We start from the raw sequence: 13,239 nt of genomic DNA on the forward strand, positions 1-13,239 counted from the left end.
AAAGTTAAGTTTGAATAAAGTACGTTATTTAATTTCGACAATATTTAATAAGTCAGCTGGAGCAACAACGGGTGATGTTGGGGCTACTGTAGTATTGGTAAAGCCTTCTTGATCAAAGGCAGTATCGCCACCATCAATAATGCCGGAGTCACTGTTAATGGTTTTAAAGTCAAATAGTTCGTTATCACATAAATGTGATGGCACTACATTTTGCATGGCAGTAAACATTGACTCGATACGACCAGGGTGATTTTTATCCCAGTCTTGTAGCATGGCTTTGATATTTTGACGTTGTAAATTTGGCTGTGAACCACATAAATTACATGGAATGATTGGGAACTGTTTTAATTGCGCGTATTGGACGAGCTCTTGCTCTTTACAAAAAGCTAGTGGGCGAATAACAACATGTTCGCCATTATCAGAAACTAATTTTGCAGGCATTGATTTAAGCTTGCCACCATAGAACATGTTAAGCATTAGCGTTTCTACCATGTCATCTCTATGATGTCCTAAGGCAATTTTTGTGGCACCAAGCGCTTTTGCCGCTTTATAGAGTAGGGCACGGCGTAAGCGTGAACATAAACTGCAAGTTGTTTTACCTTCTGGTATTTTCTCTTTTACAATCGCATAGGTATCTTCTTCAACAATTTGATAAGCAACACCTAGTTTTTCAAGATAATTAGGAAGAATATGTTCAGGAAATCCTGGTTGTTTTTGATCTAGGTTAACGGCTACTAAATCAAAGTTAATTGGTGCAGATGCTTTTAAGAGCATTAAAATTTCAAGTAGCGCATAGCTGTCTTTACCACCCGATAAACACACCATTATTTTATCGCCATCTTCAATCATATTGTATTGCGCAATAGCTTGTCCAACATGACGTCGTAAACGTTTTTCAAGTTTTTGTAATTGTGTATTTTGACTTGGTGTCAAGGGAGATTTTAATTCTGCGCTCATAATTCATTCCTAATAAATTGCGGCGCGTAGTATAGCCGATGCGGCTAAATGAAAAAAGTTGAACAAGGCATTTTATCTGCCATGTTCAACCTCAATTTATAAAAAATTGTACTAGATCAGGTTATTCAACATCTAATGGCGAAATATAGCCGTCAGGCTTTAATGCCAACACATCACAATTTAGCCTATCAATAACATGCTCAGCCGTATTGCCAATTAATGCTGCTGATAATCCGGTTCGACCAATGGTACCCAAAATTACTAGCTCGGCATCTAATTCATCGGCAACACTTTGGATAACATCTTCAGGTAGGCCTTCCTTAATATGGGTGTTTTCTGTTGAAATATTAAAGGCGTTTGCATGTTCCTGCATCGCATTTTCATGATGTTTAAACATAGAGTGGTTGTAGTCGCTGGCATTAAATTCCGGAATTTCAATTGCAATATTTACTGGCGTGCCTGGGAAAGAGTTCACTAAATGTAGATTTGCTTTCATTACCTGAGTTAATTGCTTTGCTTCGGCAGTAATTTTGTCGTTAAGTGAGCTATGTTCAGCTTCGTCACTACCAATATTTAGTGCTGCAACAATATTGCCATTATCAGGCCATAAATGTTCTTTTACTAATAGTACAGGGCACGGGCATTTACGCAAAATATGCCAATCAGTTGGGGTGAAAATAACTGACTTAAGCTTGTCGTGTTGGTGTGTGCCTTTAATAACAATGTCATAACCATTTTTGAGAACTTGTTCAATAATTTGCTCAAATGGACGGTTATGCCAAATAACGTTACAGTCAACATTTAATCCACTAAGATCAAGTTCTGACAATAGTGACTTGAGCCATTGAGTTCTATCGTTGATCACAGACTGACGCATGGCTTCACGCTCATCACTTGAAAGCATGGTGGTCATTTCATAAGAAAAATCGTATATGGTCAAAAATGCTGTAATGCTAGCGCCCGTTTTTTGAGCTAATTCAATGGCACGTTTTAAAGCTTTTTGATCTTCTGTTGTTGGGTCAACAATAGCGAGTATTTTTTGATACTTTTCCATACCTAATTCCTTTATTAATTGTCTATTGTATTTATACCGTTTAGCATAAAACTTGCGTGTAAAACGCTATAAACAAACGGTTAAACGATAACTTAACATCAATAGTTTTGTTTCGAGTTACTATAACAATAGAACAGTTTGAAACAATAATAGTTGTTTTAAATCAAATTATTATCGTATCAAATATAAACAACATTTCACGCTAAGCATAGCGTGAAATGTTAAAATAAGGAAATTTAAAGTATCTTAAGTTGGGCGGGGGTTATAGTGCAGCGCACTCGTTTAACTTATCGATATCAAGAATGGTAATTAACTTACCGTCAACCTGAATTAAGCCATTTTTATGAAAACGGTTAAGCAAACGGCTTATTGTTTCAACGGTTAAACCGATATAGTTACCAATATCACTACGAGTCATTGATAAACGAAACTCTGAAGCCGATAAACCTCGAGCATGATAACGACTACTTAACGTACTAATAAATGTTGCTAAGCGTTGCTCTGCATTCTTGCGATTAAGTAGCGTTAACATTTCTTGATCGCCGCGAATTTCTGTACTCATCATGCGTAAAATTTGTTTTTTTAATTTCGGCATGCTGTTAGATAAGCTATCAAGTGTGTTGTATGGAATTTCACAAACCATAGACGTTTCAAGTGCTTTAGCAAAGCTTGGATGCTCGGCGTTAGCAATTGCGTCAAAACCTAACAGGTCACCGGCTAAATGAAAGCCAGTAATTTGCTCTTCGCCTTGCTCGTTTACCGTGTATGTCTTAAAAGTACCAGAACGAATAGCATACAGGGCATGCATAGGTTGACCATCATTAAAAATTTGCTCGCCTTTATGAATAGGGCGCTTACGATCGATAATATTATCTAACGTATCAAGCTCTTTATCATTTAAGGTAAACGGCAGGCATAGTTCGCTAATACTACAGTTTTGACAGTGAATATGTTGCTGACCAGTACACGATTTATTGCTCATAGTAACCTATAGTTCTTTTTGCATTTTAATGATGTGGATCATATTAGATGCGTTATAGATATGCAATAAGTATAGTATAAATACCGTATAAAATCAGTAAAACGGCAGCGATCTTTCTAAACAGTGAATTTGCCAATAAAGACTTCACGCTAATGGTGCCAAACGACACTGAAAGCAGTGCCGGTAAAGTACCCAACCCAAAGAAAAACATAATTAGAGCGCCGTTCATGGTGTTTGCACTGGCTAGTGCCCAAGTTAACGTGGAATATACTAAGCCACATGGTAGCCATCCCCATAATGCCCCCAAAGCGAAAGCACTGCGCGTATTTTTAATAGGAATAAATTTTTGTGTATTTGGAGATATAATTTTCCAGAGCTTTTTACCTAGGTATTCAACACGGCTTAACCACATTAACCATTGCCCCAAATACAAACCAAGTAGGATTAAAAAAATACCTGCAACACTCTTTAATGTCACAACTGGAAAACCTATGCTTTTAGCAGCCATAGAACTAGTAAAAGCAACAAGGGCTCCAATGAAGCTATAGGACGCTATTCGACCAAAATTATAGGCAATAACAATATGGTATTTACTGCTTGTTGCATTTGGAGAGATTGCGGTTGTTAACATAGTACTAATTCCGCCGCACATCACAATGCAGTGACCTGAGCCAAGTAGCCCAATGAGGAATGCTGAAAAGTAGTCTAGGCTCATCGTGACAATTATTCTTGCTTATCAATTAAGTTTCTTGGCGTTGTCTCTACAGGCTTAGTTTCTGTTTGAGGGGAAGGTGAGATGTTATTACTATTGTCACCAATATCTTTATCACCATTTGATTTTTTATCGTTAGCATCATCAAATAGAATACTCATGCCTTGCTTTTCAAGATCATCAAACTGTTCTGTTTTTACTGCCCAAAAAAAGATATAAATACCAATTGCTGTTAACAAAATTGCAATGGGAATTAAAATGTAGATAACACTCATTTCTTTAACAGCCTTAAAGAATTACTTACAACTAAAATAGAGCTAGCTGACATGCCAATTACCGCCATATAAGGGGCGATATACCCCATAACGGCTAGTGGCAATACAATGGCATTATAGCCAAATGCCCAAAGATAATTTTGTTTAACTATAGTTGAGGTGCGCTCCGATACCTGACGTAAGGTTTGTACGCATTTTAATTTATTATTTAGCAGTATGACATCAGCACCATTTTTTGCGATATCGGTACCACTTCCCATAGCTATAGATAAATGAGCGGCGCCTAATACTGGCGTGTCGTTTACTCCATCACCAATCATAGCGACATTATAGGAGATTTGTTGATGTTTAATTGCATTGACTTTATCTTGAGCAGATAAATTTGCTTGTACACTATTTAACTGTAATTTTGATTGCAGCGTATTACACCCGGGGGCGTGATCGCCAGAGAGCATCATAGTGGTAATACTTTCTGAGTGTAAAAAGTCAACTAAGTTCTTAGCGTCGTCACGTAATTCATCATGTAAGTAAAACTCGGCAATTAGCGTGTCGTTTTCCATTAAAACACATTGTGCGTTATGCGCTTGTTGATGATTATCTTTTAATAGCCAAGAATTCTTACCGATACGGTAGTGCTTGTTATTTACCTCACCTGAAATACCAGCACCAGGTGCAACAACCACTTGTTTAGCAATTAAGGCAAAGTCTCTAAATTGGCTAAATGCCTTTGCTAATGGGTGGGCAGAATGAGCTTCTAAGGCGGCGGCAATGGCTAACACTTCTGCTTGCCCATTTTGGTTTTCATCCACAGCATAATTGCCATAGGTGATAATATTGGCAATGGTAAATTCGCCGGTTGTCAGTGTGCCGGTTTTATCAAATGCCATAGCATCAATTTCTGGCATAGTTTCTAACACATGACCAGATTTCACCATTATACCTTCACGATTTAGGCGTGTAGTTGCGCAAGTTAGTGCGGTTGGCGTTGCTAATGATAAGGCGCAAGGGCAAGTCACGACTAATACAGATAAGGTGATCCAAAATGCTTCAGCTGGTTGGTGTTGTGCCCAATAAAAAGCGGTACAAGAGGCTGTAAATAAAATTAAGGCAACAAAGTACTGAGCAATTTTGTCTGAAAGTTTTGCCAATTTAGGTTTATGTGTTTGAGATGTTTCACTTAAACGAATTAACTGGCTGAGAAATGATTTTTGATTATCGTGTTTCACTTTTGCCGTTAAATTGCCATCACCATTGATGGTGCCGGCGTAAATAATATCTTGCTCGCCTTTATGAAGCGGCAGTTGCTCACCCGACAGCATAGCTTCATTAATTTGGCTACTGCCAGCAATAATTTCACTATCGGCGGGGATTGTTTCACCGGGCTTGATTAGAATAATATCATCAGCGATTAAGTTCGTTGCAGCAATAAAACTCTCTTTATTGTTGGTTAACTTAGTCGCTGTCATCGGCATTAATTTTAACAGGTTCGCAGATACGTCTGCAGCGCGTGTACGTGCCCGAAACTCTAGAAATTTTCCTATTAAGAGTAAAAAAGTAAACATAGAAACTGATTCAAAATACACCTCGCCCTGTTGAGTTAGTGTCGCCCAACCACTGGCAAGAAAGGCTAGTCCTATAGCAATTGAAACCGGTACATCCATTGATAACTGTTTGGCTTTTAATGCAAAAAATGCACTTTTGTAAAAAGGAAAAGCGCCATAAGTAACAATAGGCACAGTAAGGAAAAAACTCGCCCAACGCAGGTAAACTAAATTGTGTTCAGCCATATCTGAAAAAGCGCCAAAGTATAAACCAAAAGCTATCATCATTACTTGCATCATGAGAATGCCTGATATGCCTAAGCGCTTTATAAAACTTTTAGCTTGCTTTTTATTGATTTCTTCGGCGGTACTGGCCTTAAAAGGCAAGGCATGATAGCCAATTTTTTCAATTAAGCTTAATATCTCACTTAATTTTACTTGTTCTTCTTGCCATTGCACCGTTGCTCGCTGCGTAGTGGCATTAACATTAATTTTATTAATTCCCTCTAGTTTACTGACTTGCATCTCGATTAACCAAGCGCAGGCAGAGCAGCTTATACCTTCAATAGTTAATATTGTTTCTTTAAAACCTTCGTGATAATAGGCAAACTCGCTTTGTAAGTTTTCATCATCAAGGATTTCATTACGCTGTAATTGCTCAGGTATTAGCACATCACTTTTTTGTGCGGGGGCACTACGAAATCGATAATAGTCGGTTAATTTATTATCAACAATCGTTTGTGACACAGCCTGACAACCAATACAACACATAGGTTGGGCGGTGCTTTCTATTGTCGTTGTTAAACTAATACCATTAGGGACAATTTCACCGCAATGAAAACAATCTAAGCTCATTAATTTTAGCTCACTAATTTGCTTGGGCTGGGTTTGGTGTAATATCGATAAAATCAGACTGAGGTAATGTAATCACCGACTGAATTTTCCAGTGATTTTCGAATGGGCTGATGGTGACGCGCCATTTACCTGAAACATCTTGCTCTGGCTCGAAGTAATGGCTAAAGTCGCCGTTTCCATCAGCAGTGAGTACCAAATAAAAATCTCTCTCCTCTAAGGTTGGGTGATAAAAGTTAACATTTAAAAGAGGGAACTCTTTTTCAATTCCTGTCGGGCGAATAGTTAGCTGTTCACCTTCAAGTTTTAGCCCAAAACGCATTCCTAATTTTTGTGCATGCTTAACTTTACCTAGCTCGAGGTTAATGGCTTTACCTTTTTTATAATAGTCTCCAACAACTAAAGTATCGGGGTTTGTATTAGCAATAATAAAGGTAATTATACCTGCAACAACTGCAGTAAAAGGCAATATAAATACAAGCCATGCCCAAGGCTCGCGGTACCAAGATGTTTTCATGAAAATGTCTTTTTAACAATTAGTGGCGGTATTATACGGCTTTTCTAATACGGGAACTATTAAAAAAGCGTAAATTTGTTGAATTTTAATGCAGCTTTAAATAAAAAAGCCTTGGTGAATTTAAACACCAAGGCTTTGTTTTTAATAATAAATTAACCTATTAAGGTTTAAGTGTTATTTTTGCGATAGGCTATAAACATAAGCGCTGATCACGTGAACTTTTTGTTCACCTAGGATTTTATCCCAAGCTGGCATTACACCGGCACGACCGTTGGCTATTGATGCTTCAACAGCACGTGGAGAACCACCGTATAACCATGTGTTATCTGCTAGGTTTGGTGCACCTAATGGAATACCCATTTCAGCACTACCTTGACCTTCTGCGCCATGACAAGCTGCACACATAGCAAACTTAGCTTTACCTGCTTCAGCAGCTTGTGGATCAACTTCACGACCACTTAAGCTTAGTACGAAAGCGGCAACTTCTTTAACACCTTGCTCACCACCTAATGCATCTTTCCAAGCCATCATGCCGTTAGCCTTACGGCCATGCATAATACTTGCTTTAATCATTTCAGGTGAACCACCGTATAACCAGTCTTTATCTGCTAAGTTAGGGAAGCCTGTAGTACCACGCGCATCTGAACCATGACATTGTGAACAGTTCTGTAAAAATAGTCGCTGACCAACTTTAAGTGCTTCTTCATCACCAGCTAATGTTTCAATACTTTGTGCTGCATATGCTTCAAAAATTGGACCATATTTCGCGTCAGCTGCTTCAACTTCACGATCATATTGTACTAACATGCCTGAATCTTTTGCTGCAACAACACTAGCTTTTGATTCCGATAAATTTAAAATACCTTGGTTTGAACTTTTCCAGCCTAAAAGACCTTGGAAGTTACCTAAACCAGGGTAAAGTAATAAATAACCAAAACCCCAAATGATTGTTAATAAGAAGAATGTACTCCACCATTTTGGTAGTGGATTATTTAATTCTTCAATTCCGTCAAAGGTGTGGCCCATAGACTCACCTTCTTCAACGCCTGCAAAGTTCTTTAAACACCAGCGCAATAATAGGTAACAACCTACTAATGTACCTAAGGTAAGAACCGAAATCCAAATACTCCAGAAGCTAGACATTATTATTAGTCTCCTGTTTGTTATTTTTGTCAGTGTGCTTTATTTCGTCTTTTTCTTCGAAAATTGAATTTGCCGCTTCATCAAACGCACCTTTACGTTTTTTTGAATATGACCAAACCACAATGACAATAAATAATGCCAATATTAATAGGGCAATTAACCCTCTAAGCGTACCGTAATCCATAATCATTATTTCAATGCATGACCAAGAGATTGTAAATATGCAATTAATGCATCCATTTCTGTTTTACCTTTTACTGCTTTCTTTGCACCAGCAATATCAGTTTCAGAATAAAGAGGAATTGCATTACCTTGCTCGTCTTTGTGGCTGCGATTACGTGTTAAGAAGTTAAACGTTTCTAACTTCTTACCTGTTAATTCGCCGTCAAGGGTATTTTCAGCTAACCATTTAAACGAAGGCATATTTGACTCAGGTACTACTGAGCGTGGGTCAAGTAAATGCGCTCGGTGCCAATCGTCACTATAACGACCGCCAACACGGGCTAAATCTGGGCCTGTACGTTTAGAACCCCAAAGATGTGGATGTTCCCAAACTTGTTCACCTGCAACTGAGTAATGACCGTAACGCTCCGTTTCTGCACGGAAAGGGCGGATCATTTGGCTGTGACATACATTACAACCTTCACGGATGTAAATATCACGACCTTCCATTTCTAGCGCCGTATACGGGCGTAAGTCATCTACTGGTGTAGTTGTTGCTTTTTGGAAGAAAAGCGGCGTAATTTCTACTAAACCACCGATGCTGATAGCAAAAATAGTAAAGATAAAGAATAAGCCAACGCTTTTTTCAACTTTTTCGTGTTTGTTGATCATGTTATGGCTCCTTAAGCTGCTTCAACTGGCTTAAGACTTCCGTCTTTAGCACCAATAGTTTTGAACATGTTGTAAGCCATTAATACGAAACCAGCTACTACTAATACACCACCAACAAAACGGATGAAGTAGAATGGGTAAGACGCAGTTAAACTTTCAACAAAGCTATAAGTTAATGTACCGTCGGTGTTAACCGCACGCCACATCAAACCTTGCATTACCCCTGAAATCCACATTGCAACTATGTATAAAACAATACCTGCTGTGTGCATCCAGAAGTGAACGTTAATTAGGCGAATGCTGTACATACGACCTTGATTAAATAGCACAGGAATTAAGTGGTACATTGCACCAATTGAAACCATTGCAACCCAACCTAGTGCACCTGAATGTACGTGACCAACGGTCCAGTCAGTGTAGTGAGAAAGTGCGTTTACAGATTTAATCGCCATCATTGGACCTTCAAAGGTAGACATACCGTAGAAAGATAATGAAACAATTAAGAAACGTAAAATAGGGTCATGGCGAAGTTTATGCCACGCGCCTGATAACGTCATAATACCGTTGATCATACCACCCCATGAAGGAAGGAATAATACGATAGACATTACCATACCAACAGATTGCGCCCAATCTGGTAGTGCCGTGTAATGTAAGTGATGAGGGCCAGCCCAAATATATAATGAAACTAGTGCCCAGAAGTGAACAATAGATAAACGGTAAGAGTAAACTGGACGTTCGGCTTGTTTTGGTACGAAATAATACATCATACCTAAGAAACCAGCTGTTAATAGGAAACCAACAGCATTATGACCATACCACCACTGCATCATGGCATCGATTGCGCCGGAATACAGAGAGTAGGATTTCATCATGGATACTGGTATAACCATGCTGTTACCTATATGCAATACTGCAACAGTGATAATAAAACCACCAAAGAACCAGTTTGCTACATAGATGTGTGACGTTTTTCGCTTGACTAACGTACCAAAAAAGACGATGGCATAACTAACCCATACTACGGCGATTAGTATATCAATTGGCCATTCTAATTCCGCATACTCTTTGCTTGATGTATAACCAAGAGGCAGTGTGATAGCTGCAAGAACGATAACCGCTTGCCAACCCCAGAATGTGAATGAGGCCAATTTGCCACCAAACAGGGTAGTTTTACATGTACGCTGAACAACATAATATGAAGTAGCAAACAGGGCACTGGTACCAAAGGCAAAAATTACCGCATTGGTATGCAGTGGACGAAGACGAGAATATGTTAACCAAGGTGTTTCAAAGTTTAATGCTGGCCAAATTAATTGTGCCGCGATTAGAACACCTACTAGAGTACCAACGATCCCCCAAATAACTGTCATTACGGTGAATTGACGCACCACATTGAAGTTATAGGACGGATGATCAAGCGTTGTTGTCATTTTTATTGTTCCGTTACTAGGTTAGATTTTGCAATTTATGCAGAAAAACCACTTTTTCAGTAAAAATTGCTGAGAAGCAGTGATAAATGTCACACTCAGTTACGAGCTGTTTCAAATTCCATGTAATTTTACCTTTCGCCTATGACATAAATCAACTGCAAAGCTTGATTTAAATCAACAAAAAAAACGAAGTTGACGCAATCTTGTACGGTAATATCTTTCTAAGGATTACTTAATTGAATAGCTAAGTAAAAAGTTACTTTTAAAGGTAGGCTAATTTATGAAAAACAGCGAGTTAAGGTTTGTATGAATTTTGAACGCTTTATTGGTGGGGAAATGGAAAAATGTGCAGTTAATTAATAACTGCACATTTAATTAATTCTTAATTATCAGTTGTATGCAATATCTTGTAAGCCAGCTAAGTCTATAATTTCTATTTCTTTCGCATGAATAGATAATAAACCTTTTTGTTGGAATTTAGAAAATATGCGACTTAGTGTTTCACGACGAAAACCCAAATGGTTAGCAATAACATCACGCCCGACAGGTAAATGTAGCTTTGACTCGGTTTCTTGATAATGGACATTTCTTTTCAACATATTGAGAATAAATGCTGCTAATAGGCTTTCAGCAGTATGTTTAGCAACCACAGAGCTAAATTCTTCTCGTAACATTGAATTTTGCTTACTCAGTAGTGAAATTAAGCTTAGCTGTAATTCTGGCATTAATTTACCACATTCATTAAGCTCATCTAAGTCAACCCGACATACAGTGGTATTACCCACTGCAACAGCATTATAGTTATAATGCTGAGTGTGAATGGCATCTTCACCAATTAGCTCACCAGGAAACCGAAAACCTATTACCTTTTCTTTACCTTCAGGTGAAGTTTCAGTGAGTTTAAAACTGCCGGAACACACCGCGTATATTGCACCTGCCGTTTCTTTTTCTTGGAACAATGGTGTAGAAATAGTAACAATGTTGCGTTTAGACAAGTAGCTGTCCATGATGGAAACTTCAGTTTTTCCTGCTTTTAAAGGCACACAAACAGGTTGCATTGAACAATTGTCACAATCTATATATTTAGTATTCGGTTGTTTAACTTTAATGCATGTTGTCATTTTCGTTGCCTATGGTGTGTTACTTAACGATTTAAAGTCATGAGTTCAATATTGATGAAATTATATCAATAATGATTGCGTCGAGATTTGTTTCAAATCAAAAATAGGCGGTAAAAAAGTGATAAATATCACCGTGTTTTCGGTATCATAGCGGTTATTGAATTTAACTGTGTCAAACTTCATGATAAATAATATAAAACCACTGCAACTTCTCTGGCTTCCCTTAATCTTTAGCTTATTATTTGCCTGTAATTCTGAACGACAAAACAATGAAACTAGTAAAGGTCTTGTGCAAAAAATGCAATGTTTAGCTGAGCAAAGCCAGTGCTTTTTAGAGTTTGACGGCGGTCGTGCTGAGATATTGTTCGACGTAAATAGAATAGTTGCCGAACAAGCATTTAATATTTCAGTTAATTATAGCGGTATTGAAACCATAACATCCGTTACCGGATATTTAGAAGGCGTGGATATGTTTATGGGTAAAATTCCACTGTTTCTTGAAAGAAATACTAATGATACTGTATATGGAAATGCCAATCTCAATCCCTCGACCTCGCAAGATTTTATTGGTGAAGTACTTGTGGGAAGTTGCTCAGCCGAGCAGATGACTTGGCGTATGTGGCTTACATTTACGACAGATGATAAGCAAACACATAATAAAATGCTAACGATTGTAAGTCACCGTAGTTAAGTGAGTGAGCAAAACTTTAGTTAATAGTTTTACTGCCTTAGCTACTTGCTAACCAAATAGCTACTAACACCATTAAACTGCCTGATATTTTATTAAGCAATTGTACATTATTACGCTCGGTTAGAGCTTTACCAATAGTTTTTCCACCTGTGGCATAAATTGTCATACAGATAAACTCTGATAAAAGTATAACTGCCACTAGAACCGTTAGCTGCGGAGCTAAGGGCAGTGTTTGGCTGATAAATGGCGGTAAAAGTGACACCATAAAAGCCCAGCCTTTAGGGTTAGCAATGGCCGTAAAGAATCCTTGTTGAAATAAACTACGCTTTTTAACTGTTTGTGAATATTGCTCTGAGGCGGCAAGTTTGCCTTTTGCGCGCCACATATTTATGCCGATGTAGAAAAGGTACAGCGCTCCTAATATTTTAAAGCCTTGAAATAGCTGTGGGAACTTAGCCATTATTGTTGCCACACCAAGTACTGAAGCAATGGCTACAGTGGCAACACCTAATAGTTCACCATACATCATCCAAAATGTTTTTCGCACACCTATAGTTATTCCTAAGCTCATAGCTAAAGTCATGCACATGCCAGGTGTTAAACTGACGATAAAAAATGTTGGAATAAAAAGGCCGAGTAGTGTTAAGTCAATCAAGGTGAGTTTACCTGCACTTATTTATGGGGTAGGTTGCTTTCTTTTTAAATTACATAGCTAAGATATAGTATCGTAATTTATGCTCGTTTCGAAGAATAAGTTTTCGACAGTCAATTAAGTTTCTGATGATATAGCCTAAGATAATACTTATTTAAGCGCATAAAAAAAACATGGCATAAGCCACGCTATTAATCTAAATACTAAGTGCAGTCTAGGGCATGTTGAACTTTGGTGTATGTTTTTGCAGCAGTTTAGTGAGTATTTATACAAGGCAGAGCTTATAATGTGTGGTTGTCCCACATAAAATAAGTGATAACACAGTAGAAATACTCAATAAACGCTGCCCTTAGGGTTCGTTTAAAAGTGATTTACTCGTTGTTGTCGCTCACTTATATAGAATGACTATACTTCAATCGCTACGCCGTGATTAAATCACTTATAATTCGAACAAAATTTATACCTCAAAGACCAA

General features: G+C 38.0%; 14 protein-coding genes. 1 reads left to right on the forward strand and 13 read right to left on the reverse strand.

Going from position 1 to position 13,239, the window contains the following annotated elements; genetic code table 11:
• Nucleotides 1-24: 24 nt before the first annotated feature.
• The 12 genes from ttcA to AC27E9_RS12380 form a co-directional block, all read right to left on the reverse strand.
• Nucleotides 25-957, reverse strand: a complete 933-nt coding sequence (ttcA, locus tag AC27E9_RS12325; protein ID WP_487130580.1) for a tRNA 2-thiocytidine(32) synthetase TtcA — start codon at nt 955-957, stop codon at nt 25-27.
• Nucleotides 958-1,078: 121 nt separating this feature from the next.
• Nucleotides 1,079-2,011, reverse strand: a complete 933-nt coding sequence (uspE, locus tag AC27E9_RS12330) for a universal stress protein UspE (protein WP_487130582.1) — start codon at nt 2,009-2,011, stop codon at nt 1,079-1,081.
• A 262-nt stretch (nt 2,012-2,273) separates the two neighbouring features.
• Nucleotides 2,274-2,993, reverse strand: coding sequence for a fumarate/nitrate reduction transcriptional regulator Fnr (fnr, locus tag AC27E9_RS12335; protein ID WP_487130584.1), 720 nt, complete (start codon nt 2,991-2,993; stop codon nt 2,274-2,276).
• Between the two features lie 52 nt (nt 2,994-3,045).
• On the reverse strand, nt 3,046-3,708 hold the full coding sequence (locus AC27E9_RS12340) for a sulfite exporter TauE/SafE family protein (protein ID WP_487130586.1): 663 nt from the start codon (nt 3,706-3,708) through the stop codon (nt 3,046-3,048).
• Between the two features lie 8 nt (nt 3,709-3,716).
• On the reverse strand, nt 3,717-3,980 hold the full coding sequence (gene ccoS / locus AC27E9_RS12345; RefSeq protein WP_487130588.1) for a cbb3-type cytochrome oxidase assembly protein CcoS: 264 nt from the start codon (nt 3,978-3,980) through the stop codon (nt 3,717-3,719).
• Nucleotides 3,977-6,376: a heavy metal translocating P-type ATPase gene (locus AC27E9_RS12350; protein ID WP_487130590.1), complete on the reverse strand. Its 2,400-nt coding sequence runs from the start codon at nt 6,374-6,376 to the stop codon at nt 3,977-3,979. The genes ccoS and AC27E9_RS12350 overlap by 4 nt, the downstream gene beginning before the upstream one ends.
• A gap of 13 nt (nt 6,377-6,389) precedes the next feature.
• On the reverse strand, nt 6,390-6,890 hold the full coding sequence (locus AC27E9_RS12355) for a FixH family protein (protein ID WP_487130592.1): 501 nt from the start codon (nt 6,888-6,890) through the stop codon (nt 6,390-6,392).
• 174 nt (nt 6,891-7,064) lie between these two features.
• On the reverse strand, nt 7,065-8,033 hold the full coding sequence (gene ccoP, locus AC27E9_RS12360; RefSeq protein ID WP_487130594.1) for a cytochrome-c oxidase, cbb3-type subunit III: 969 nt from the start codon (nt 8,031-8,033) through the stop codon (nt 7,065-7,067).
• Complete coding sequence (locus AC27E9_RS12365; protein WP_487130596.1) at nt 8,026-8,217, reverse strand: cbb3-type cytochrome oxidase subunit 3; 192 nt, start codon at nt 8,215-8,217, stop codon at nt 8,026-8,028. Before AC27E9_RS12365 ends, ccoP begins: the two co-directional genes overlap by 8 nt.
• A 5-nt stretch (nt 8,218-8,222) precedes the next feature.
• Entirely contained in the window at nt 8,223-8,867 is a 645-nt protein-coding gene (gene ccoO, locus AC27E9_RS12370) for a cytochrome-c oxidase, cbb3-type subunit II (RefSeq protein WP_487130598.1), read from the reverse strand.
• Between the two features lie 11 nt (nt 8,868-8,878).
• A complete protein-coding gene (gene ccoN, locus AC27E9_RS12375) occupies nt 8,879-10,300 on the reverse strand; it encodes a cytochrome-c oxidase, cbb3-type subunit I (RefSeq protein ID WP_487130600.1) in 1,422 nt (473 codons plus the stop codon).
• 389 nt (nt 10,301-10,689) lie between these two features.
• Nucleotides 10,690-11,421, reverse strand: coding sequence for a Crp/Fnr family transcriptional regulator (locus AC27E9_RS12380; RefSeq protein ID WP_487130602.1), 732 nt, complete (start codon nt 11,419-11,421; stop codon nt 10,690-10,692).
• A gap of 289 nt (nt 11,422-11,710) precedes the next feature.
• On the opposite strand from AC27E9_RS12380, the gene AC27E9_RS12385 reads away from it, so the two are divergent.
• Nucleotides 11,711-12,112 carry a hypothetical protein gene (locus AC27E9_RS12385; protein WP_487130604.1) on the forward strand — a complete coding sequence of 134 codons (402 nt, stop codon included), beginning with the start codon at nt 11,711-11,713 and terminating at the stop codon, nt 12,110-12,112.
• Between the two features lie 37 nt (nt 12,113-12,149).
• Here the strand turns inward: AC27E9_RS12385 and AC27E9_RS12390 are convergent, their stop codons facing one another.
• Nucleotides 12,150-12,767: a LysE family translocator gene (locus tag AC27E9_RS12390; RefSeq protein ID WP_487130606.1), complete on the reverse strand. Its 618-nt coding sequence runs from the start codon at nt 12,765-12,767 to the stop codon at nt 12,150-12,152.
• Nucleotides 12,768-13,239: the final 472 nt, after the last annotated feature.

Source organism: Colwellia meonggei (assembly GCF_057537295.1).

Bases quoted from the DNA above. Each gene is read 5' to 3' on its own strand.
- ttcA (WP_487130580.1), bottom strand. From the start codon at position 957: ATGAGCGCAGAATTAAAATCTCCCTTGACACCAAGTCAAAATACACAA.
- uspE (WP_487130582.1), bottom strand. From the start codon at position 2,011: ATGGAAAAGTATCAAAAAATACTCGCTATTGTTGACCCAACAACAGAA.
- fnr (WP_487130584.1), bottom strand. From the start codon at position 2,993: ATGAGCAATAAATCGTGTACTGGTCAGCAACATATTCACTGTCAAAAC.
- AC27E9_RS12340 (WP_487130586.1), bottom strand. From the start codon at position 3,708: ATGAGCCTAGACTACTTTTCAGCATTCCTCATTGGGCTACTTGGCTCA.
- ccoS (WP_487130588.1), bottom strand. From the start codon at position 3,980: ATGAGTGTTATCTACATTTTAATTCCCATTGCAATTTTGTTAACAGCA.
- AC27E9_RS12350 (WP_487130590.1), bottom strand. From the start codon at position 6,376: ATGAGCTTAGATTGTTTTCATTGCGGTGAAATTGTCCCTAATGGTATT.
- AC27E9_RS12355 (WP_487130592.1), bottom strand. From the start codon at position 6,890: ATGAAAACATCTTGGTACCGCGAGCCTTGGGCATGGCTTGTATTTATA.
- ccoP (WP_487130594.1), bottom strand. From the start codon at position 8,033: ATGTCTAGCTTCTGGAGTATTTGGATTTCGGTTCTTACCTTAGGTACA.
- AC27E9_RS12365 (WP_487130596.1), bottom strand. From the start codon at position 8,217: ATGGATTACGGTACGCTTAGAGGGTTAATTGCCCTATTAATATTGGCA.
- ccoO (WP_487130598.1), bottom strand. From the start codon at position 8,867: ATGATCAACAAACACGAAAAAGTTGAAAAAAGCGTTGGCTTATTCTTT.
- ccoN (WP_487130600.1), bottom strand. From the start codon at position 10,300: ATGACAACAACGCTTGATCATCCGTCCTATAACTTCAATGTGGTGCGT.
- AC27E9_RS12380 (WP_487130602.1), bottom strand. From the start codon at position 11,421: ATGACAACATGCATTAAAGTTAAACAACCGAATACTAAATATATAGAT.